The 22,166-nt window shown below is 68.9% G+C and carries 22 protein-coding genes; 5 read left to right on the top strand and 17 right to left on the bottom strand.

What is annotated here, in order from left to right:
• Positions 1 to 871, bottom strand: an 871-nt coding sequence (locus NG1_RS22190) for an EamA family transporter (RefSeq protein ID WP_062973676.1), incomplete at its 3' end; no start/stop codon positions are given.
• Between the two features lie 288 nt (positions 872 to 1,159).
• Here NG1_RS22190 and NG1_RS22185 point away from each other — a divergent pair.
• Complete coding sequence (locus tag NG1_RS22185) at positions 1,160 to 1,942, top strand: META domain-containing protein (protein WP_062973674.1); 783 nt, start codon at positions 1,160 to 1,162, stop codon at positions 1,940 to 1,942.
• A gap of 6 nt (positions 1,943 to 1,948) precedes the next feature.
• Here NG1_RS22185 and NG1_RS22180 read toward each other — a convergent pair whose 3' ends face one another.
• The 10 genes from NG1_RS22180 to NG1_RS22135 form a co-directional block, all read right to left on the bottom strand.
• On the bottom strand, positions 1,949 to 2,596 hold the full coding sequence (locus NG1_RS22180; protein WP_168434203.1) for a DUF1579 family protein: 648 nt from the start codon (positions 2,594 to 2,596) through the stop codon (positions 1,949 to 1,951).
• Between the two features lie 144 nt (positions 2,597 to 2,740).
• Positions 2,741 to 3,526, bottom strand: a complete 786-nt coding sequence (gene tpiA, locus NG1_RS22175; RefSeq protein WP_062973671.1) for a triose-phosphate isomerase — start codon at positions 3,524 to 3,526, stop codon at positions 2,741 to 2,743.
• Positions 3,527 to 3,528: 2 nt separating this feature from the next.
• A complete protein-coding gene (locus NG1_RS22170) occupies positions 3,529 to 4,743 on the bottom strand; it encodes a phosphoglycerate kinase (protein WP_062973668.1) in 1,215 nt (404 codons plus the stop codon).
• A gap of 5 nt (positions 4,744 to 4,748) precedes the next feature.
• Positions 4,749 to 5,768 (bottom strand): type I glyceraldehyde-3-phosphate dehydrogenase, encoded by a 1,020-nt coding sequence (gap, locus tag NG1_RS22165; protein ID WP_040867484.1) that lies wholly within the window; start codon positions 5,766 to 5,768, stop codon positions 4,749 to 4,751.
• A gap of 206 nt (positions 5,769 to 5,974) precedes the next feature.
• Positions 5,975 to 6,958, bottom strand: a complete 984-nt coding sequence (whiA, locus tag NG1_RS22160; RefSeq protein WP_040867485.1) for a DNA-binding protein WhiA — start codon at positions 6,956 to 6,958, stop codon at positions 5,975 to 5,977.
• Positions 6,949 to 7,995 carry a gluconeogenesis factor YvcK family protein gene (locus tag NG1_RS22155; protein WP_043693713.1) on the bottom strand — a complete coding sequence of 349 codons (1,047 nt, stop codon included), beginning with the start codon at positions 7,993 to 7,995 and terminating at the stop codon, positions 6,949 to 6,951. Before NG1_RS22155 ends, whiA begins: the two co-directional genes overlap by 10 nt.
• The gene (rapZ, locus tag NG1_RS22150) at positions 7,992 to 8,972 is read right to left on the bottom strand and encodes an RNase adapter RapZ (RefSeq protein WP_084499098.1); all 981 of its coding nucleotides are present in this window, start codon (positions 8,970 to 8,972) and stop codon (positions 7,992 to 7,994) included. Before rapZ ends, NG1_RS22155 begins: the two co-directional genes overlap by 4 nt.
• A 113-nt stretch (positions 8,973 to 9,085) precedes the next feature.
• Positions 9,086 to 11,095 carry an excinuclease ABC subunit UvrC gene (gene uvrC, locus NG1_RS22145; protein WP_062973667.1) on the bottom strand — a complete coding sequence of 670 codons (2,010 nt, stop codon included), beginning with the start codon at positions 11,093 to 11,095 and terminating at the stop codon, positions 9,086 to 9,088.
• A 54-nt stretch (positions 11,096 to 11,149) separates the two neighbouring features.
• Positions 11,150 to 11,578, bottom strand: a complete 429-nt coding sequence (locus NG1_RS22140) for a hypothetical protein (RefSeq protein ID WP_062973666.1) — start codon at positions 11,576 to 11,578, stop codon at positions 11,150 to 11,152.
• 138 nt (positions 11,579 to 11,716) lie between these two features.
• The gene (locus tag NG1_RS22135; RefSeq protein WP_062973665.1) at positions 11,717 to 12,406 is read right to left on the bottom strand and encodes an HAD family hydrolase; all 690 of its coding nucleotides are present in this window, start codon (positions 12,404 to 12,406) and stop codon (positions 11,717 to 11,719) included.
• A gap of 151 nt (positions 12,407 to 12,557) precedes the next feature.
• On the opposite strand from NG1_RS22135, the gene NG1_RS22130 reads away from it, so the two are divergent.
• Positions 12,558 to 14,510 (top strand): gamma-glutamyltransferase family protein, encoded by a 1,953-nt coding sequence (locus NG1_RS22130; RefSeq protein WP_062973664.1) that lies wholly within the window; start codon positions 12,558 to 12,560, stop codon positions 14,508 to 14,510.
• An 89-nt stretch (positions 14,511 to 14,599) separates the two neighbouring features.
• Here the strand turns inward: NG1_RS22130 and NG1_RS22125 are convergent, their stop codons facing one another.
• The 5 genes from NG1_RS22125 to NG1_RS22100 form a co-directional block, all read right to left on the bottom strand.
• Positions 14,600 to 15,139, bottom strand: a complete 540-nt coding sequence (locus NG1_RS22125; RefSeq protein WP_062973662.1) for a GNAT family N-acetyltransferase — start codon at positions 15,137 to 15,139, stop codon at positions 14,600 to 14,602.
• 56 nt (positions 15,140 to 15,195) lie between these two features.
• Positions 15,196 to 15,696, bottom strand: coding sequence for a PH domain-containing protein (locus NG1_RS22120; RefSeq protein WP_062973660.1), 501 nt, complete (start codon positions 15,694 to 15,696; stop codon positions 15,196 to 15,198).
• 2 nt (positions 15,697 to 15,698) lie between these two features.
• The gene (gene ribH, locus NG1_RS22115) at positions 15,699 to 16,178 is read right to left on the bottom strand and encodes a 6,7-dimethyl-8-ribityllumazine synthase (RefSeq protein WP_040867493.1); all 480 of its coding nucleotides are present in this window, start codon (positions 16,176 to 16,178) and stop codon (positions 15,699 to 15,701) included.
• A gap of 30 nt (positions 16,179 to 16,208) precedes the next feature.
• Complete coding sequence (locus NG1_RS22110; protein WP_062973658.1) at positions 16,209 to 17,453, bottom strand: bifunctional 3,4-dihydroxy-2-butanone-4-phosphate synthase/GTP cyclohydrolase II; 1,245 nt, start codon at positions 17,451 to 17,453, stop codon at positions 16,209 to 16,211.
• Between the two features lie 943 nt (positions 17,454 to 18,396).
• Positions 18,397 to 19,020 (bottom strand): riboflavin synthase, encoded by a 624-nt coding sequence (locus tag NG1_RS22100; RefSeq protein ID WP_040867495.1) that lies wholly within the window; start codon positions 19,018 to 19,020, stop codon positions 18,397 to 18,399.
• A 562-nt stretch (positions 19,021 to 19,582) separates the two neighbouring features.
• On the opposite strand from NG1_RS22100, the gene NG1_RS22095 reads away from it, so the two are divergent.
• Positions 19,583 to 20,053, top strand: a complete 471-nt coding sequence (locus tag NG1_RS22095; protein WP_062973654.1) for a hypothetical protein — start codon at positions 19,583 to 19,585, stop codon at positions 20,051 to 20,053.
• Positions 20,054 to 20,059: 6 nt separating this feature from the next.
• Here NG1_RS22095 and rpe read toward each other — a convergent pair whose 3' ends face one another.
• Entirely contained in the window at positions 20,060 to 20,716 is a 657-nt protein-coding gene (gene rpe / locus NG1_RS22090; RefSeq protein WP_062973652.1) for a ribulose-phosphate 3-epimerase, read from the bottom strand.
• Between the two features lie 96 nt (positions 20,717 to 20,812).
• On the opposite strand from rpe, the gene NG1_RS22085 reads away from it, so the two are divergent.
• Complete coding sequence (locus NG1_RS22085; protein ID WP_040867498.1) at positions 20,813 to 21,235, top strand: ATP-binding protein; 423 nt, start codon at positions 20,813 to 20,815, stop codon at positions 21,233 to 21,235.
• Entirely contained in the window at positions 21,235 to 22,107 is an 873-nt protein-coding gene (locus NG1_RS22080) for an RNA polymerase sigma factor SigF (RefSeq protein WP_157114173.1), read from the top strand. Before NG1_RS22085 ends, NG1_RS22080 begins: the two co-directional genes overlap by 1 nt.
• Positions 22,108 to 22,166 lie beyond the last annotated feature (59 nt).

Below are 22,166 nucleotides of genomic sequence, written 5' to 3'. Positions count from 1 at the left end.
CCAGCAGCAACGCCGCGACCAGCAGCGCGGCTCCCGCCAGTCCCGCCGCCGTGAGGCGTTCGCCGAGGATCACCGCCGCAAGCGCCGCTCCCGTGAGCGGTTCCAGCAGTGCCAATACCGCGGCGGTCCCCGGCCCCGCGTCCGAGAGGCCGCGGAAGTACAACGTGTAGGCGACCGCGGTGGGCGCGAGCCCCAGCACCAGGACCAGCGCGATGCTGCCGGGCGTCGGGTCGAACGCCAGCCCGCTCGTGGCCGCGAGTGGCGCCAGCAGCAACGCGCCTCCGGTGAACCCGAGGCCGGTGGTGGTCATCGCGTCGAGCCCGGGCACGGGCACGGCGTTGAGGACGGTGACCGTCGCGAACGCCGCGGCGGCCACCGCCGCGAACGCCGCGCCCACCAGCAACCCGTGCGCGCCGCCGGCACCGCTCGGCATACCGACCAGCAAGGCCAGTCCGCACACCGCGATGCCGATCGTCGCCGCGCGGCGACGGTCCACCGCGTGTCGTCCGGTGACATGCTCCAACCCGGCGACGACCACCGGCGACATGCCGATCGTGATCAGCGTCGCGACGCTGACCGAGGAGGCGGCGACCGCCCCGAAGTAGGCCGCCTGGAAGGCCGCCGCGAGCACGGCGACCGTGCCGATCCGGCACCAGGCCAGCGGGTCTCGCGGCCACGGCCGCCGCGTGCCGACGAGCAGAACCACCAGGAGCAGCCCGCCGACAGCGAGCCGGCAGGTGGCCACCGAGACGGGTGACAAGCCGGTGGCCCGGTGCACCAACGTGCCGAGCAGACCGCCGGTGCCCCACAGGAGGCCGGCGCCGACGAGGTAGACCAGCCCGGGACGGGCGGCAAACACAGTGGAGGACATGAGAGATCGCGCTCCTGCGACAAGAGGGATTGGGGTCGCGGAAGCGAGGTGCACAGTGCTGCCGAAGGAAGCGCGCCCACCCGTTCGGCGGCGCGCTGCATGCCTACACCTCGCTCAGGAAGCGGGCGGCGGAGTGATCGGGAAGCACCGGTGCACGGCACAGATACTAATACGGGGCCGAGTGAGTCATCCCATGAGTCTTGATTTCGGCGGCGGGCGAGTTCACCGGCAGGCCGTGACGACCGACGCGACCTCGGTGGCGCGGCCGGTCGTCGGTAACATCGCCGCATGGCGGCACTCTTCGCGCGATCAGGACCGCTCGTCCTGCTCGCCCTCTGCACGGTGGCGGCGTGTTCGAGCGGTGAGCCCGGCCGCGGCGCCGACGAGCCGACCCCGGTGGGCCGCACATTTCTCTCCACCGGCGTCGAAGGCACCCCGATTCCCGGTGGCGGGCCGCTGACCATCAGCTTCACCGAGGGCCGGGTAGCGGCCGACGCGGGATGCAACAAATTCACCGGCGCGGCCTCCCTGGACGATCAGGTGCTGCACGTCTCCGGTCTGGCCACCACCCTGATGGCCTGCGAGGACGATCGGCGCGGCGCCGACGAGTGGCTCAGCGGCCTGCTGAACTCGCAGCCCACCTGGCGGCTGGACGACTCGCGGCTCACCCTGCACGGCCCCGACCGCACGGTGAGCTTGATCGACAAGAAGGTCGCCCAGCCGGACAAACCGATCGTGGGCACGCCTTGGCTGGTCACCGCGCTCATCACGGACAACAGCCAGATCCGTTCGCGTGCCCTCGACGAGGCGCAGCCGACGCTCACCATCGCCGCGGACGACAGCGTCTCCGGCGGCGCCGGGTGCAATCGCATGACCGGCAGCGCCCAGGTGTCCGGCACCCGGATCACCTTCCGGATCGCCACCACGAAGATGCTGTGCTCGCCGGAGGTGATGGAGGTCGAGCAGGCCGTGTTGAGAACCCTGGACGGCACGGCGACCGCCACGGTGGACGCCGACACGCTGACCCTGCGCAACGACAACGGCGCGGGTCTGGTCCTGCACGCGCAGTGACGCCTGCTACTTCTGCCGGGTGAGAACGACGCGGTCGGCGACCAGCTCCGCCGCTCCGGGCGGCGTGAAGTAGATCTCCATGATCACCCGGTCGGCCGACTCCAGCCGGATCACCGTGCGCATCGGGATCGTCTTGCCCGCGAACTGCGCGCCGAGCACGCCCGGATCGGTGAATTCACCGGCCATCACGATTTCGGGGTCACCGCCGCTCCCCTTGGCGCCCTTGTAGCTCATGGTCATCGGCGTGACACTGTCTACGGTCGTCCATTCGTAGCGATTGTCGGTCGGTCCGAATCCGAGGAGCCCGAGCCGGTAGTACGCGCCGCTGCCGTGGACGTCCTCGGCTTCTTCCCGCAGGAAGTTGTTGCCGGTCTCGGCGATCCATTCCCAGTGCGAGACGATCTCCCTCCGGACCGGGTTGTCCGCCGTGCCACCCGCGACGAAGGTAGATTTGTCGCCCTTCCACGTCCCGACGAGCTGATTCAGTCTGCGATGCCCCGCGTCCTGCCGCTCTGGGTCGACCGCCGCCGCAACGGTGCTCGATGCCGCGTCGTGCCCGGCGTGTTCGTGGGACGAGTCGTCGGAACAACCGGCAAGAGCGGCCAGCGCGAGCAGCGCGACAGGAAGTGCGGTGTACATCTTGCGAAGAGTCACGAAAATCCTTGCGGTGCCGGGGGATCGAGCTGCGACATCATCGCACGATTCCCGCTCGCGCGGCATCCGTGATCGCTCTCGGCGTATACGGCACAGCCCGGTACCGCGGGAAGCGATACCGGGCTGTCGCGCGTCTGACCCGGGTCAGGGCAGGGGGCCGCCCGCGGCGATCGCGGAGAGGGTGGCGAATTCGTCACCCTTGAGCGAAGCGCCGCCCACCAATGCGCCGTCGATGTCGCTCTGCGCGATCAGTTCTCCGACGTTCTTGGCGTTCACCGATCCGCCGTAGAGCACGCGCACCCCTGCCGCGACTTCCGGCGAGGCGAGCTTCTCCAGCTCCCCGCGAATCGCGCCGCAGACCTCTTGCGCGTCGGCGGGGGTGGCGACCTTGCCGGTGCCGATCGCCCACACCGGCTCGTAGGCGATGACGATCTTCGAGATCTCCTCCGCCGACAGGCCTTTCAGCGATCCGCGCAGTTGCTCGAGGTTGTACTCGACGTGCGTTCCCGCCTCGCGGACATTCAAGCCTTCGCCGATGCACACGATCGGGGTGATCCCGTGCTTCAACGCCTGCTTGGCCTTGGCCAGCACGGTGGCGTCGTCCTCGTTGTGGTACTGCCGCCGCTCGGAGTGCCCGACCACGACGAAGGTGCAGCCCAGCTTGGCGAGCATGCTCGCGCTGATCTCACCGGTATAGGCGCCCGCCTCGTGCACCGAGACGTCCTGACCGCCGTAGGTGAGCAGGAGTTTGTCCCCTTCGACCAGCGTCTGCACGCTGCGCAGGTCGACGAACGGCGGGATCACCGCGACGTCCACCTTGTCGAAGTACTTTTCCGGCAGCGCGAACGCGATCTTCTGCACCAGGGCGATGGCCTCGAGGTGATTGAGGTTCATCTTCCAGTTGCCCGCGATGAGCGGTTTGCGTGCCATGCTCAGTCCTCCAACACCGCGATGCCGGGGAGCTCTTTGCCCTCCAGGTACTCCAGCGACGCGCCGCCGCCGGTGGAGATGTGCGAGAAGCCGTCCTCCGGCAGGCCGAGCGCCCGCACGGCCGCGGCCGAATCGCCGCCGCCGACCACGGTGAACGCACCCTTGCCGGTGGCGGTCACGATCGCCTCGGCGACCCCTCGGGTGCCCGCGGCGAACTTCTCGAACTCGAACACGCCCATCGGCCCGTTCCAGAAGACGGTCCGCGCCTCGGTCAGCAGGACCGCGAAGCGGTGCACCGAGTCCGGGCCCACGTCCAGACCCAGCCAGCCGTCCGGGATCTCGTGCGCCGGTACCACCTTCGACTCCGCGTCGGCGGCGAACTTGTCGGCCACCACGATGTCGCGCGGCAGGTGGATGACGTCGGCATACTGCTCGAGCAGCTGCTTGCAGGTGTCCACCATCTCCTCCTGCAGCAGCGAGTCGCCCACCGAAAGGCCCTGTGCGGCAAGGAAGGTGAAGCACATGCCGCCGCCGATAACCAGGGTGTCGACCTTGGGCGCGAGCGCCTCGATGACCGCCAGCTTGTCGGAGACCTTGGAACCGCCGAGCACCACCGCGTACGGCCGGTCCGGGTTCTCGGTCAGCTTGGCCAGCACCTCGACCTCGGCCGCGACCAGCGTGCCCGCGTAGTGCGGCAGCAGCTCGGCGACGTCGTACACCGACGCCTGCTTGCGGTGCACCACGCCGAAACCGTCGGAGACGAACGCGCCGTCGTCGCCGACCAGCTCGACCAGCGCCGCGGCCAGCTTGGCCCGGTCGGCGTCGTCCTTGCTGGTCTCGCGCGCGTCGAAACGGATGTTCTCCAGCAGCAGCACGTCGCCGTCGGTGAGGCCCTCCGACCGCGCGAGCGCGTCCTGGCCCACCACATCGCCGGCGAGCTGGACATTGCGGCCCAGTTCCTCGGCGAGGCGGGCGGCCACCGGCGCCAGCGAGAGCTTCGGGCCCGGTTCACCCTTCGGGCGGCCGAGGTGCGCGGTGACGACAACCTTGGCGCCCGCCTCGGCGAGTGCCTTGATGGTCGGCGCCGAGGCGATGATGCGGCCGGGATCGGTGATCTGTCCCTGGTCGTCGAGGGGGACGTTCAGGTCGGAGCGCACCAGCACGCCCCGGCCTTCGACGCCCTCGCCGAGCAGATCCGCGAGTGTCTTGACAGCCATGCGCGTCAGAGCGACTTGCCGACGAGGCCGATGAGATCGGCGAGACGGTTCGAGTAGCCCCACTCGTTGTCGTACCAGGACACGACCTTGACCTGGTTGTCGATCACCTTGGTCAGCGGCGCGTCGTAGATCGACGAGGCCGGGTCGGTGACGATGTCGCTGGAGACGATCGGGTCGGTGTTGTACTTCAGGATGCCCTTCAGCGGGCCTTCCGCGGCGGCCTTGTAGGCGGCGTTGATCTCCTCGATCGAGGCCGACTTGCGCAGCGTCGCGGTCAGGTCGGTGACCGAGCCCGTCGGGACCGGCACGCGCAGCGCGTAGCCGTCCAGCTTGCCCTGCAGCTCGGGCAGCACCAGGCCGATGGCCTTCGCGGCGCCGGTGCCGGTGGGCACGATGTTCAGGGCGGCGGCGCGAGCGCGACGCAGGTCGCTGTGCGGGCCGTCCTGCAGGTTCTGGTCCTGGGTGTAGGCATGGATGGTGGTCATCAGGCCGTGCTCGATGCCGAACTCGTCGTTGAGCACCTTGGCCAGCGGGCCCAGGCAGTTGGTGGTGCAGGACGCGTTGGAGATGATGTTCTGGCTGCCGTCGTACTTGTCGTCGTTGACGCCCATGACGATGGTGATGTCCTCGCCCTTGGCCGGGGCGGAGATGATGACCTTCTTGGCGCCCGCGGCGAGGTGGCCCTTGGCCTTGGTGGCATCGGTGAAGATGCCGGTGGACTCGACCACCACGTCGACACCCAGGTCACCCCAGGGCAGCGCGGCGGGGCCTTCCTTGATCGCCAGCGCCTTGATCCGCTGGTCGCCCACCACGATGGTGTCGTCGCCGTCGAGCGAGACGTCCTGGGGCAGACGGCCCAGGATCGAGTCGTACTTGAGCAGGGTCGCGAGGGTCGCGTTGTCGGTGAGGTCGTTGACCGCGACGATCTCGATGTCGGTGGTGCCGAGCGCCTTCTGCGCCTCCACCGCCCGGAAGAAGTTACGTCCGATACGACCGAAGCCGTTGATGCCTACCCGGACAGTCACGTTATCGCTCCTCAACTTTCCAGCGGATCATTCCGATGCCCACTCACACTAACGTCCTGCGGCGACCTCGCCGACACGCACCTGGCATTCGCCAGGACGGGATGCCTGGTCAGACGCCCGACCAACACGGTTTCCGCAGCCGAAACGCCGCGATCCCCGCGACTGGCCCAGTCGCGGGGATCGCGGCGAACGTCCGGAGCGCGGGCTCAGGCTTCGTCGAGCAGTTCGGCCGTGACGGCCGATTCGGTGTCCGGAACGCCCAGTTCCTTGGCGCGCCGATCGGCCATCGACAGCAGCCGCCGGATGCGGCCCGCGACAGCGTCTTTCGTCATCGGCGGTTCGGCGAGCTGGCCGAGTTCCTCCAGTGACGCCTGCCGGTGCTGCACGCGCAGCCGGCCCGCGGCGGCGAGATGGTCGGGCACGTCGTCGCTGAGGATCTCCAGCGCGCGTTCCACCCGCGCCGCGGCGGCGACCGCGGCGCGCGCCGAGCGGCGCAGATTGGCGTCGTCGAAATTGGCCAGGCGATTCGCGGTCGCGCGCACTTCGCGGCGCAACCTGCGTTCCTCCCAGACCATCCGGGTGCCGTGCGCGCCCATCCTGGTCAGCAGCGCGCCGATCGCCTCACCGTCGCGCACCACCACGCGGTCGGTGCCGCGCACTTCGCGGGCCTTGGCCGTGATGCCGAGCCGCCGAGCCGCGCCGACCAGCGCCAGCGCCGCCTCGGGTCCGGGACAGCTGACCTCGAGCGCCGAGGAGCGTCCGGGTTCGGTGAGCGAGCCGTGCGCGAGAAACGCACCGCGCCAAGCGGCTTCGGCATCGGCGATGCTGCCGCCGACCACCTGCGCGGGCAGGCCGCGCACCGGACGGCCGCGCACGTCGAGCAGACCGGTCTGCCGGGCCAGCGCCTCGCCCTCCTTGGAGACACGCACCACGTACCGGGAGGTTTTGCGCAGTCCGCCGGCGCCGAGCACGTGCACGTCGGAGCCGTAACCGTAGAGTTCGAAGATCTCCCGGCGCAGCCTGCGCGCGATGGACCCCATGTCCACCTCGGCCTCGACGATCACCCGGCCGCCGACGATGTGCAGGCCGCCCGCGAAACGCAGCAGAGCGGACAGTTCCGCCTTGCGGGAACTCACCTGCGACACCGTGAGCCTGCTCAGCTCGTCTTTCACATCGGCTGTCATCGCCACGGGACGCGCTCCTTTCCACCCAACCCGGAACGCACATCCTGGCCCATGTGCCGTCCCTCGACTCGAAGCCCTGCCATTTGCGGCCGAGGTTGCCGGATCAGTTGATCCAGTGCGGCGGCAAGCTTTCCGGGGTGATGCCGGTCCGTTCCCGCTTCGGCGACATCGGAGAACGTTACTCGTGCCCGCAACTGTTCGGCAGCCCTGGCCACATGTTCCCGTTCACGACCCTCCGGCACCGACCCGGAGTCGACCAGCACCTCATCGACGACGAATTCCGGTGCGTGCTGGGACAGTACATGCAAATGCCGCTCCGCGGAGAACCCGGCGGTCTCCCCCGGCTCCGCGGCGAGATTGAGCACGAGCACTTTCCGGGCCCTGGTGTACACCAGGGCTTCCCGTAGCTCCGGAACGAGGACGTGCGGAATCACGCTGGTGAACCACGATCCCGGCCCGAGCACCACGACATCCGCGTGTTCGATCGCCGAGGTCGCCTCCGGACTGGCCGGTGGGTCGGACGGAATCAGCCGCACCCGCCGCACCTTACCCGGCGTGGTCGCGATGGCAACTTGGCCGCGAATGCAACGGCTCACCCGTGGATCCGCCTCCAGCCCAGACACATCCGCCTCGATGTCCAGCGCGATCGGCGACATGGGGAGCACTCGTCCGGTGATGCGCAACATGCGGGCGACTTCATCGAGCGCGGCGACCGGATCGCCGAGCACCTCGGTGAGCCCGGCCAGGATCAGATTGCCCACGGAGTGCCCGGCCAGCGCGCCGGTGCCGCCGAAACGATGCTGGACGGTCTGCGTCCAGACGCCGTCGGCGTCCGCGGCCAGGGCCGCGAGCGCCATCCGGAGATCCCCCGGCGGCAGCACCCCCAGCTCGGCGCGTAGCCGGCCCGAGGAGCCGCCGTCGTCGGCGACGGTGACCACCGCGCAGATCTTCCTGGTCAGCCGCCGCACCGCGGTCAGTGTCGCGTACAGCCCATGTCCACCACCCAGCGCGACGATGCTGGGATTGGATTCCCAACCGGTCATTCGCGCCCCAGGTCTCGATGGACGACCCGGACCACGTCGGCGGACTCCTCCGGCCCACCGGTGACCTCACTCATCAACTCACCCAGTGCCTCGGCAATCGCGACGCTCCGGTGCTTGCCTCCGGTGCAGCCCACTGCGACCGTCATGTATCGCTTCCCCTCTTGGCGGTAACCGTTCGTGGTCAGCTCGACCAGGTGGTGGCAGGTACGCAGATAATCGTCCGCGCGGGGACGCGACAACACGTACTCGCTGACCACCGTCTCCTGACCGGTGTGTTCCCGCAACTCCGGTATCCAATGCGGATTGGGTAGAAAACGCACATCCAACACCATGTCGGCGTCCAGCGGAACCCCGTACTTGAAGCCGAACGACTGCACGGTGAGTTGCAACGCGCTGGGCGCGCCGCCGCCGTAGGCCTCCTCCATCTTGCGGTGCAATTGATGGATGGACAGCTCGGTGGTGTCGATCACCAGGTCGGCGGCGGCCTTCACGGCGGACAACCGCACCCGCTCGGCGGCGATACCCGCCGACAACGTGCCGTCCTTGCTCTCGCTCTGTAGCGGATGCCTGCGCCGGGCGAAGCCGAAGCGGCGGATCAGCACGTCGTCGGAGGCCTCGAGGAACAGGACCCTGGTGCGCACGCCGAGGATCCGCAGCTGCTCGGTGACCACCGACAGATCACCGGTGAAGAACCGGCTGCGCACGTCCATGACCAGCGCGAGACGGCGGATCGGCGGCTTCGCGGACGCGCCCAGCTCCACCATCCGCCCGAACAGCTCGGGCGGCAGGTTGTCGGCCACGTACCAGCCGAGGTCCTCGAGTACGCGGGCGGCCGTGCCGCGGCCCGCGCCCGAGAGCCCGGTCACGATCACGACCTCGACCTGCGGATTCGCTCCGCCGACGGCGCCGGACGAAGCCACTCGTCCCGCACTCGTCGGCGGACTGCCCGCACTGCTGTTCGATTCGACGCGTGTCATGTCCTACCGGATCCGTGTCTGGGGTGCCTTCCGATCATCGCGCACCGGTTTCGGTATCGGCCGCAGACACACAACGTACGCGATACCGAAATTTCCGGTGCACTGTCGACTGTCTATTCGGACTCGAGCGCCGCAAGGACCGCTTTCGCGGTCGCCATCCCGATTCCGGGCACCTCGGTGATCTCCTCGACCGTGGCCTGCTTCAGCTTGGCGACCGATCCGAAATGGGTGACCAGCGCGGTCCGGCGCGCCGTGCCGAGCCCCGGCACCGAGTCCAGGGCCGAGGCGGTCATCCGGCGTGAGCGCTTGCTGCGATGGAAGGTGATGGCGAAGCGGTGCGCCTCGTCGCGCACCCGTTGCAGCAGGTAGAGCGCCTCGCTGTTGCGCGGCAGGATCACCGGGTCGCTCTCGCCGGGCACCCACACCTCCTCCAGCCGTTTGGCCAGGCCGATCACCGCGACATCGGTGATGCCCAGCTCGTCGAGCACCTCGGCGGCCGCGGCGACCTGGGGCGCGCCGCCGTCGACGACGAACAGGTTGGGCGGATAGGAGAACTTGCGCGGGCGCCCCGTGCGGGGATCGATACCCGGACGGGAGGTGAGGTCGAGCGCGTCGTCGTCGCTTCCGGTCGCGGCGAGATCGTCCTGCTCCATCATGTCGCGCTCACGGCGCAGCTTGAGGAACCGGCGGCGGGTCACCTCGGCGATGCTGCCGACGTCATCGGAGCGGCCGTCGCCCGCCGCTTCGCGGATCGTGTAGTGGCGGTAATCGGACTTGCGGGCCAGACCGTCCTCGAAGACCACCAGCGAGGCGACCACGTCGGTCCCCTGTACGTGACTGACGTCGACGCACTCGATACGCAGCGGCGCGCTGTCGAGTTCCAAGGCGTCCTGGATCTCTTGCAGCGCTTGCGATCTCGAGGTCAGATCGCCCGCCCGCTTGAGCTTGTGCTGGGCCAGCGCCTCCATCGCGTTGCGCTGCACGGTCTCGGCGAGCGCCTTCTTGTCCCCGCGCTGGGGCACCCGCACCTTCACCGCCGAGCCGCGCAGGCCGGACAGCCACTGCTGGACCTGCTCGATATCGGCGGGCAGTTCGGGCACGAGCACTTCGCGGGGCACCACGGTGGCGAGCAACTCGTCGGCGGACTGCTCGGCCACCGTGACCTGCTCGCCGTAGAACTGGGTGAGGAACTGCTCGACCAGCGCGGCGAGTTCACCGCCCGCCTCCGGGACGTCGACCGCGTCACCCGACTTGTCGACCACCCACCCGCGCTGGCCGCGCACCCGGCCGTCCCGCACATGGAAGACCTGCACCGCCACCTCCAGCTCGTCGGCGGCGAAGGCGATGACGTCGGCGTCGGTGCCCGTGCCGAGCACCACCGCCTGCTTCTCCAGCGCGCGGCGCAGCGCTTGCACGTCGTCGCGCAGCCGGGCGGCGGCCTCGAAATCCAGATCTTCCGCGGCGTCGTGCATGCGGCGCTCCAGTTCGCGGACCAACCGATCGGTGCGGCCTGCGAGGAAGTCGCAGAAGTCCTCGACGATGGCGCGGTGCTCCTCGGCGCTCACCCGCCCGACGCATGGCGCCGAGCACTTGTCGATATAGCCGAGCAGGCAGGGACGCCCGATCTGGTGGTGCCGCCGGAAGACGCCGTTGGAGCAGGTGCGCGCGGGAAACACCCGCAGCAGCAGATCGAGCGTCTCGCGGATGGCCCAGGCGTGCGCGAACGGGCCGAAGTAGCGCACGCCTTTGCGGCGCGCGCCGCGGTAGACGAACAGCCGCGGGTAATCCTCGTTCAAGGTGACCGCGAGCACCGGGTAGGACTTGTCGTCGCGGTAGCGGACGTTGAAGCGGGGATCGAATTCCTTGATCCAGTTGTATTCCAGCTGCAACGCCTCCACCTCGGTGGAGACGACCGTCCATTCGACGCTCGCCGCCGTGGTGACCATCTGCCTGGTGCGCGGATGCAGGCCGGCGACGTCGGCGAAATACGAGTTCAGTCTGCTGCGCAGGCTCTTTGCCTTGCCGACGTAGATGACCTGCCGATGGGCGTCCCGGAATTTGTAGACACCTGGTTCGACGGGAATCGTGCCCGGCGCGGGCCGGTACGTCGCTGGATCTGCCACCCATCCAGCGTATCGACCGCGACCGACAGCCCGGCCGACGGCGGCCGCGCGTGACTATCCGGACCCCGGGACCCCGAACCACGCCTTGGCTTCCGGGCGGCACAGCAAGTACACGACGGCAGCCGAGGTGGCGAGCGAATACGCCGCCGAGACGATGGCTACGACGGGCGGGACGGTCGCCGAGTCCCTGATCGCCCAGCATCCGACGACCGCCTGCAGGAATGCCAGCCCGATCGTCAGCTTGCGCACGGCGGGCGCGCTCTCCGCGAATCCGAGCACGAGCAGACCCAGTGCCCACGCCACGCAGAACTGGGTGGACGCCGTGGCGGCCGCGTCGCCACCGCGCGTCAGATTCATCAGCACGGGATAGGCGAGTCCGAATCCCGCCATCCCGGCGACGGCTTCCCGCACATCCCGAACCGCCTCCGGCATGGCCGTTTCCACGCCGACGGACGGCTCCTCACCGGAGAACGCCGAACTCACAGCCGTACCTCCGTTGGTACCGAACCTTCCGGCACATCCTGCGAATACGCCGGAATCGCACCGTAACACGGTGACATCCCGCGCAACTCGAAGTTCGGCAAATGAACCAGACGGTCGCGGTGGGGACCGACCGCGAGGTCAGTCCACGAGACCGTGCCGCCGCAGCGCGGCCAGCAGCGCGTCCGGGCGCTCCCCGGTGGGCAGGGCCTCCACCAGAGCGAATCGACTGCCCAGCGCCTCGGCGCCGCCGTCTGCCTCGGCGCTGTCACCGATCATCAGCGCCGCCTCGGCGGGAACGCCCAGATCGCGCAGCGCGGAACGGAAGATCTCCGGGTCGGGCTTCATGGCGCCGACCTCGAAGGAGAGGGTGAACGCGGCGACCAGCCGATCCCAGCCGCGCGCCGCGAACGACGGGCGGATGTCGAACGGGATGTTGCTCACCACCGCGACCGGAACGCCTTGTGCGGCCAACAGATCGAGGACGGCCTGGCTGTCCGGGTACGGCGTCCACTCCAACGGGTCGAGCAACCGAGCGTACAGCCGTTCGGCGTCCTCGTCGGTGGGCACACCCGACGTGCGCAGCACCTTCATCATCACCTTGCGATGCAGTGCCGGGTCCAGGTCACGGTGGTCCCACGCGTATTGCGTCTCTTCGTCGAATTCGGCGATGTGGTCGACCGGCGCCGTCATCCGCCGCATGATCTCGGCCTTCTCGTCCACGTCGAACGCCCGTCCGTCCGGCCGGGTCAGATCCGCGTACCAGGATTCGTCGGCCTCCAGGCGGAACAAGGTTCCGGAGAAGTCGAACAGCACCGCCTCGATCGCCACCCTGCCAGCCTACCGACCGCTCGCGTCGCGCCGCCGGTTCGCACGGGCCGGTCCGCACCGGCCCGACCTCGACACACGCTGCGGCCACGGCGATTTCGTCCGTGGGAAGGAAACCGGCGCGGCTGCCGGTGCCTGGGGTTAGAGTCCGGGCATGGGGCACAAGCGAGGAAGTTGGGTCGCCGCCGCGGCGGCGTTCGCACTCACCGTCGGAATGGCCACCGCGTGTTCGTCCGGCGAAAGCCAGGCGGGCGGGGTGTGCGAGACGGTTCCGAACGGCACGCCGGTGACGGCCACCGCGGCGGGACCGGCGGGCGGTGGCACCAAGGATCTCAGCACCAACCCGGAAATAGCGAGCGGCTATCGCACGAACATGACGCCGGTGCGCACGCATACCTTCGCGGTGTCGACGGCGAATCCGGTGTCGACCAAGGCCGCCTGCGAGGTCCTCCGCGACGGCGGCACCGCGGCGGACGCGCTGATCGCGGCACAGACGGTGCTCGGTTTGGTCGAACCGCAGGCCTCCGGTATCGGCGGCGGCGCGTTCCTGCTCTACTACGACGCGAACACCAAGACCGTGGACGCCTACGACGGTCGCGAGGTGGCCCCCGCGGCGGCCACCGAGAACTATCTGCGCTGGATCAGCGACACCGACCGCACCGAGCCCAAACCGAACGCGCGCGCCAGTGGCCGATCCATCGGCGTCCCCGGTGTGCTGCGGATGCTCGAGCTCGCGCACCGCGACCACGGCAAGACCGCGTGGCGCGAGCTGTTCGACCCGGCCATCGGACTGGCCGATCAAGGGTTCCCGATCAGTCCCCGCCTCGCGGGGCAGATCGCGGAATCGGCCAAGGACCTCGCCGCGGACGAGGACGCCAAGGCGTATTTCCTCGAGCCGGGCGGCAGCCCGAAGACCGCGGGCACCGTCCTCACCAACCCCGCCATGGCGAAGACGCTCGGCGCCGTCGCCACCGAGGGCGCGCAGGCCTTCTATACGGGCGCCATCGCCCGGGACATCGCCGCGGCCGCGGGCCGATCCTCCGGCGGGCGCACCCCCGGCCTGATCACGACCGAGGACTTGGCCGGTTACCAGGCGAAGAAGCGCACCGCGCTGTGCACGGGCTATCGCGAGCACGAGATCTGCGGCATGCCCAGTCCCTCGTCGGGCGGCATCGCCGTCGCCGCGACCCTGGGCATCCTGGAGAACTTCGACCTGGCCACCATGCGGCCGGACAACATCGACCGCAACGGCGGCAAGCCGAACCCGCAGGCCGTGCACCTCATCTCCGAGGCCGAACGCCTCGCCTACGCCGATCGCAACAAGTACGTGGCCGACACGGATTTCGTGCCGCTGCCCGGCAATTCGGCGCAAACCCTGCTGAATCGCGACTATCTGCGGCAGCGCGCCGGGCTCATCGATCCGAACCGCAGCATGGGCACCGCGCAGCCGGGTGACTTCGGCCCCGTGCCGCTCGGTGTGGGCCCGCAACCGCCCGAGCACGGCACCAGCCACATCTCGGTGGTCGACAAGTACGGCAACGCCGCGGCGATGACCACCACCGTGGAGTCGGCGTTCGGTTCGTTCCATCTGGTCGACGGCTTCGTGCTGAACAATCAGCTCACCGACTTCAACGCCGATCCGCTGGGCGCCGACGGCGTGCCGATGGCCAACCGGGTGCAGCCGGGCAAGCGCCCGCGCAGTTCGATGAGCCCGACGCTGATCTTCGCCAAGGCCCCCGACGGCTCGCGCGGCGAGCTGACCCATGTCGCGGGCTCGCCAGGCGGCTCGGTGATCATCCAATTCGTGGTGAAGACGCTGGTCAACATGTTCGACTGGGGCCTGGATCCGCAGCAGGCGGTGTCCGCGGTCGCGTTCGGCGCCGGGAACGGACCGTCCACCGGTATCGGCGGTGAGCATCCGGCGATCAACGCCACCGATAACGGCGACCACGACCCGCTCGTGGTGCGGTTGCGCGAGCTGGGCCATCAGGTCTCGGTCGCACCGCAGACCAGCGGCCTGAGCGCCCTCAAACGCAACGGCGCGGACGGCTGGATCGGCGGTGCGGACCCGCGCCGCGAAGGCGCGGTCCTCGGCGACACCCACTGAATCGACCCGGTCCCGGGCTCACTGAGGAGGGGCCCAGCCAGCCCGGGCTGACGGCTGACGAGGTTCGACATGGCCGCCGGAATAGGGCGTTACTTCCTCCGGATCATCGGATACACCACCGGACCCCGTCCCATCGGCAGCTCCCCCTGCGGCTCGAACCCGAATCGCTCATAGAAGGGCACCGTGCCGCGGGTATTCGAGATGAGGAAGCCGTCCTGCCCGTCCGCCGACAGCCGTCGCTGGAGCAACGCGCTCGCCAATCCCCTGCCCTGCGCGCCGGGCAGCGTCCCGATGGCGGCCAGGTACAGATGCGGCGTGGCCGGGCGTGCGCGCTCCATCCGCCGCCCGGCGGCCAGCGCCCGCGCCGCGCTCGGCCCCAAGGCTCGCAGCAAGGTCACCGGCTTCGCCGTCGGCGCCACCACGTCCGCCGGTTCCCACAGCGCCACACAGGCGACATTGCCCTCCGCGTCGTGCGCGAGATCGACCAGGCCGTTCTTCCGGCGCGACGCGATGCGCGAATCCCAGAACAGCGGTAGGGCTTTGCGCCGCCGCGGCGACCCCGGCCAGAAATAGGTCATCAGCGGATCGTCGGCGAAAGCCGCCGCGAGGACGAACGCACCCGGCTCCATACCGGCGAGGCTAGACCAGCTTCCGTACCGGTGCGAGCGCTGAATGCCGCACCAGCTCACTTGCTCCCGGAATACTTCGCGCCGAGTTCACGCAGCCGAGCCATGGCTCGGGCCGCGTGGTCCTTGTCGTTCGAGCGGATCGCCAGCATCGGGACGTAGTCGTCGTCGACCAATTCCAGGCGCGCCCAGGCCTTCCGGTCCGGGAACGACACGCCGCGGATGTAGTCCCAGGGGAAATCGTTGTCGCCCAAGATGTTTCGCACCGACACACCGCGAGCGCCGACGCGAACCCGCGGCCTTGTCAACAGCAGTACCGCGGCGGCGCCGAGTACGCCGATCCCGATCATCGCGATCTGATCGGCCACCCGGAAGTCGACGCCGGTCGACCCGCTGCGCAGCCAGACGCCGCCCACGGTGAAAGTGGCCGCGATCAGCACCGCCGCGATCCAGGCCGTCCGCACCGCACGGCGGGGACGCACCTCGAACTCCCACTCGGCGCCGTCACCGGCCGCCGGGGCCGAGCCCGCGTTCCTGCGGAAGATACGGACGACCGGCATCGTCACGCGGACTGTCGCAGGGCGCGCAGGGTCAGCGCGGCGTCCAGCGCCGCGGCAGCCGCCTGCTCGCCCTTGTTCTCTTGGGATTCCGGCAGCCCGGCCCGGTCCAGGGCCTGCCGCTCGTTGTTGGTGGTGAGGACCCCGTTCGCGACCGGCGTGCCCTCGTCCAGCGAAACCCGGGTGAGCCCAGCGGTCACCGCGTCGCAGACGTACTCGAAATGCGGGGTGTCACCGCGGATCACCACGCCGAGCGCCACCACCGCGTCGTGCGACCTGGCCAGCTCCTGAGCCACCACCGGCAGCTCCATCGCGCCGGCGCAGCGCACCACCGTGATCTGCTGGACACCCGCCTCCTTGGCCACCCGCTCGGCGTTCGCCACCAGGGTGTCGCAGATCTGGGTGTGCCAGCGCGAGGCGACGATACCCAAGGAGAGGTCCTTGGCGTCCGCCAGCGCGAAGGTCGGTACCCCGGTACCGCTCATCGATGTCCGCCTTTCCGGTCTGCTCGCAGTTCAGTGCGCCGTCTCGCCGAGATCGAGTTCGTCGAGGCCGATCAGGTCATGCCCCATCCGGTCCCGCTTGGTGCGCAGGTAGCGCAGGTTTTCCGCGTTCGCACGCAAGGGCATCGGCACGCGATCGGTGATCCGCAGGCCATAGCCGTCCAAGCCGACCCGCTTGGCCGGGTTGTTGGTGAGCAATCGCATCGAGCGAAGGCCCAGATCCACCAGGATCTGCGCGCCGGTGCCGTAATCGCGCGCGTCCGCGGGCAGCCCCAGCTCCAGATTCGCGTCGACCGTATCGTGGCCGGAATCCTGCAACTGGTAGGCCTGCAACTTGTGCATCAGGCCGATGCCGCGCCCTTCGTGACCGCGCATGTACAGCACCACGCCGCGCCCCTCGGCCGCGACCATCTCCAACGCGGCATCCAGCTGCGGACCGCAGTCGCAGCGCAACGACCCGAACACGTCGCCGGTCAGGCACTCCGAGTGCACCCGAACCAGGACGTCCTCACCGTCGCTGATGTCGCCGCGCACCAGCGCGACGTGCTCTACCTCGTCGTAGATGCTCTGATAGCCGACAGCCATGAACTCGCCGTGCGCGGTGGGGATGCGCGCCTCGGCGACGCGCACCACATGCTTCTCGTGCCTGCGCCGCCACGCGATCATGTCGGCGATCGAGATCAGCGCCAGCTCGTGCTCGTCGGCGAAGACGCGCAACTCCTCGGTGCGGGCCATGTGGCCCTCGTCCTTCTGACTGACGATCTCGCAGATCACACCCGCCGGACGCAAACCGGCCATGCGCGCCAGATCCACGGCCGCCTCGGTGTGGCCGGGCCTGCGCAGCACGCCACCGTCCTTGGCGCGCAACGGCACCACGTGGCCGGGGCGGGTGAAATCGTCGGCCTTGGCGTCGGCGTCGGCCAGCAGCCGCATGGTGGTGGCGCGGTCGGCGCCGGAGATACCGGTCGTGACGCCCTCGCGCGCGTCCACCGAGACGGTATAGGCGGTGCCGTGCTTGTCCTGGTTCATCGCGTACATCGGCGGCAGGCCCAGCCGATCGCAATCGTCACCCGTGAGCGGCACACAGATGTAACCGGAGGTGTAGCGGATCATGAAGGCGACCAGCTCCGGGGTGGCCTTCTCCGCCGCGAAGATGAGGTCGCCCTCGTTCTCGCGGTCCTCGTCGTCGACGACGACGACCGCCTTACCGGCGGCGATATCGGCGACTGCGCGCTCGATGCTGTCGAACCTGGTCACGTCTGTTGTGCTCCATCTCGAAATAGGTGCCTCACCACAGTACTGTGTTCGATTTGCAGCGCCTGCGGCGCTGCGTGTTCGCGGCCCCTTTGTGGCTCGCGTTCGCGCGGCCGCCGCTGGCGACTTCGTCGCGGACGCGGCGGTCGCGCAAACGCGAGCCGGGCCGCGAACGGCGCATGCTCGGTCTCGCTTCGCTCGAAAGCCGGAGTGTGGTTGAGCCGGTTACTCGATGCCGTTATCACCGGACCCGCATGTTCGCCGCATTCCGGCGCCTCGTGGGCGGAGGGCCGGCGCAGGCCAACGGTAGTGAGTAGGCAGTCCGACGGCTCCTCGGCCGCAAGCTGGGCCGACTTGCTTCCCGCGGGAACCGGAGTGAGATCCACCTGGTTACGCGGCGACGTTGTCGCCCGACCCGCGCACCCGCCGCATTGCGGCGCTCCGTGGGCCGGCGGCCGGCGCGGGCTCACAGTACTGAGTAGGCAGTACAACAGCTCCTCGGCCGCAAGCTGGGCCGACTTGCTTCCCGCGGGAACCGGAGTGAGATCCACCTGTTTAGGTGAAGTCGCTTTCACCGGCCCCGCAGGTTCGCCGCATTCCGGCGCTTCGTGGGGCGGCGGGGGGCGAAGGCTATTACTACGGGGTGGGGGTTCGGGCTTCTCGAGTGTGAGCCGATCCGCGTCTCCCTTGTGTCCGTGCGCGCCGAGAACTGGGGGCCATTCGCGGCAATCGGGGCGCGGACGCGGGAAAGATGCGGGCTGAGGCGCGGACCATGCCCGCTCGGTCTCGGTGCCCGCGGCGACCGGGATGGAGCAGACTCGACCGCGCCGGACAGTGATCACCGCTCCCGCGCGCACGGCGCATCCCGGCAGGCGACGCCGGAGGAGCGCGCTCGCCGTCGCGCGCCCTCGTCCGGCGTGGGCGGGGACGAGCGGGGCGGTCACGGTCAGCCGCGCTGCTGGAGGCGTTCGACGTACTTGGCGATCACGTCGACCTCCAAGTTGACGGTGGTGCCGACGGTGGCGAAGCCCAGGTTGGTCAGCGAGAGGGTGGTGGGGATGAGGGAGACCTCGAACCAGTCCCGGCTGCCGGTTTCGGCGGGGTCGTCGGAGACGCCGAGTCCGGAGACGGTGAGCGAGATGCCGTCGACGGTGATCGAACCCTTCTGCACGACGTAGCGGGCGATGTTCTCGGGCAGCGAGATCCGCACCACGTCCCAGTTCTCCGAGGGAGTGCGCGAGAGCACGGTGCCGGTGCCGTCGACATGGCCTTGGACCAGATGTCCACCGAGCCTGCTGTTCAACGCCGCGGCGCGCTCGAGATTCACCTTGGCACCGACGTCCAGTTTGCCGATGCTCGAGCGGTTGAGCGTCTCGGCCATGACGTCGACGGTGAACGAGTCGCCGCCGATCACCTCCACGACGGTCAGGCACACCCCGTTCACGGCGATCGAATCACCGTGCCCGGCATCGGAGGTCACCAGCTTGCCCTTGATCGTCAGCCGCGCGGCGTCGGTCAGCTGCTCGCTGGCGACGATCTCGCCGAGTTCCTCGACGATGCCTGTGAACATGTGCCCTGACTCCCTGTCGCGTCGTTGTCGTCCGGTTGCGGAACCGCGCGGGGCCCGGCCGATATTCCCGCGCCCACTCAGCCTAATGACGCGGGGGCGGCCGCAGACAGCGGCGCTCCGGAGCGGAACGGCGCACCGCCGAGAGCACCGTAAGCAGACCGGCGGGCGGGCCGAGGCGCGCGGAACCGGCCGGTCCCATCGAATTTGGAACGAAATATGTCCACATAGGCCGCGAAACACCGCGGAGCACGGGATCCGATGATTATTCGGCAGCAAAGGCATACCGCGCGTATTTATTTACCCCAGGGGAGTTTGCTGATTCTTACTCGATACCCGAAAGAAACACGCTTATAACGCAGATTCCGCGCTCCGACGAGAGCGGAAGCGATATCGTTACGCGGCCGACTTCTCGCGTTCAACTATTCCGCCCAAGCAGTTCGATGGGGTGCTCTACCAGGTCATACGGCGGACGACCGGGAAGCCTGTCGCATGATGTCCACTCCTCGAGAAAGCCGGAGAACACAGTGGAACAAATTGGGTCGGACACAGCCGGGGGCGCGGTGTGACCACATTTCTCGATTCGACGCCGGAAGTTCGCTGCTCACGGTATCGGCGCGAATTCCAGTTGCCCGCATCGATGGATCCCGGTTCGCATCGCATCCTCCTGCACATCGGTGTCGACTACGGTGCCGTCACCATGCCCGCCGAACTCGGCCAGCAGGTACTGCGACAACTCGTCCAGGACGGAATAGCGGGCCCGGTCGTCGACCATCCGCGGGCCAGGCACTGGACCTTCCTCACCGGACCCGCCGGGCCCGACGCGATCAGCCCGGCGGTCTCGGCCGAACTGTTCCGCCTGTACGCGGCGGTGGCCTGCGCGGGCAGCCAGGTTGTGCTGCCCTCACCGGAGGACGAGCGCACCGGCTACCGCGTGTGGATCCGGTCGCCCGAAGCCGGGCCGCGCCGCCCGTCGATCAGCGCGATGATCGAGACGATCCGCGCGGTCGCCGCACGGCGGACCCGTGCCGGATAGACCCGATCAGCGCGCCCACGCCGAGGCCGCCTGATCGCGCAACTTCTGCACGGTGGCCCCGGGGTCGGCCGTGCTGTACACCGCGGAACCGGCGACGAAGCAGTCCACTCCCGCCTCCGCGGCCGCCTCGATGGTGTCGGCGTTGATACCGCCATCGATCTCCACCAGCAGCCGCAGCTCACCGGAGTCGACCAGGTTCCGCACGATGCGCGCCTTCTGCAACACCTCCGGGATGAACGACTGCCCGCCGAAGCCCGGTTCCACGCTCATCACCAGCAGGGTGTCGAAATCGCGCAGGATCTCCAGGTACGGCTCGATCGGTGTGCCGGGCTTCACCGAGAGCCCCGCCTTGGCGCCCGCGGCGCGGATGTCGCGCGCCACCGCGATCGGATCGTCGGTCGCCTCCGCGTGGAAGGTCACATTGTGCGCGCCCGCCTCGGCGTACGGCGGCGCCCAGCGGCCCGGATCCTCGATCATCAGATGGCAGTCCAGCGGGATCTCGGTCGCCTTCAGCAGGCTCTCCACCACCGGAAGGCCGAGGGTGAGATTCGGCACGAAGTGCGCGTCCATCACATCCACGTGCAGCCAGTCGGCGCCTGCGACAGCCTTCGCTTCGTCCGCGAGATGCGCGAAGTCGGCGGACAGAATGGACGGGGCGATCATCGGAACGGCCGGACGCGGGTAAGTCGGGTTGGACACAACGCCGGAGTCTAACGGTCGCCGGGGTTGCCCAGCGCGGGAGTGGGTAGCCTGCATAGGGTGATCAATATTTCGGCGGAACAGGGGCTCTACAGCACCCCGGTGGAGATTCGGGTGGCGGCGTCGGTGACACAACTGCCCATCGTGCGTGGGCTCGCCGAAACCCTCGTCCTACTCAGCGAATTCACGCTGGACGAAGTGGCCGACATCCGGCTGGCCGTCGACGAGGTCTGCTCGACGCTGATCGCGGTCGCCGCCCCGGAAACGAGCCTGAACTGCCGGTTCACCGTCGGCGACACCGAGCTGCTCGTCCGGGTCGAGGGCATCGCGGAGAAGCCGGGACTGCCCGACCAGCGCAGCTTCGGCTGGCATGTGCTGCGCACCCTCACCGACGCGGTGGACGCGACCCAGGATTCGTACGACGCGGCGATCTCCGGATATCCGACAACGGTCGAGTTCCGTCGGGTCCGGGGGAAGGCGTAGTGGCGGACGAAGAAACCGTGTTCGATGCACAGCGCGACGAGGACGCAGACACGCTGACCGCCGAGGACGCCGAGGACGCCGTCGACGCCGAGGAAACCCTGGAAGCGGCGGGAACGGTCCCCGGCTACGACGACGTCGGATTACTCTTCGAGCAACTCGCGGCCAGCGAGAAGGGGACGGCGCGGCACGCCGCGCTCCGCGCGGAGCTGATCAGCCGCTGCATTCCGCTCGCCGATCACATCGCCCGCAAGTTCAGCGGGCGCGGTGAGCCGTTCGATGACCTGACCCAGGTGGCGCGGGTCGGCTTGGTGCACGCGGTGGATCGTTTCGACGTGGAGCGCGGCTCGAATTTCCTGTCTTTCGCGGTGCCGACCATCATGGGCGAGGTCCGCCGGTATTTCCGCGACAACACCTGGGCGATGCGAGTGCCGAGACGGGTCAAGGAGACTCACCTACGCATCGGCGCGGCGATCGACAGTCTCTCCCAGACCCTCGGCCGCTCCCCCACGGCGAAGGAGATCGCCGCGGAGCTGGACGTCGATCCGGACGAGGTGACCCAGGCGGTCATCGCGGGCAACGCCTACCAGCCGAGCTCGATCGACGCGGCCACCCTCGGCCGTGACACCGACGCCTCGCTGCTGGACACCCTCGGCGAGGAGGAGTCCCAGTTCGACCGGGTCGAGGAGTACGTCGCGATCCGGCCGCTGCTGGCCGGGCTGCCCGAGCGGGAACGGCGCATCCTGACGATGCGGTTCTTCGAATCGATGACCCAGACCCAGATCGCGCAGCAGATGGGCATCTCCCAGATGCACGTGTCGCGCATCCTGGCGAAAACCCTTGCCCGGCTGCGAGAACAGTCCAGCCGGGAATGAGATAGCCGCCTCCACCTCCGGCTGTTCGGCAGCCATGGCCACCGTGTACCGCCCGGTCA

The organism is Nocardia gamkensis NBRC 108242, from assembly GCF_001612985.1.
Classification (GTDB): Bacteria; Actinomycetota; Actinomycetes; order Mycobacteriales; family Mycobacteriaceae; genus Nocardia; species Nocardia gamkensis.
The sequence above is the reverse complement of the archived record's forward strand: the minus strand, read 5'-3'. Positions and strand labels throughout refer to the sequence as shown.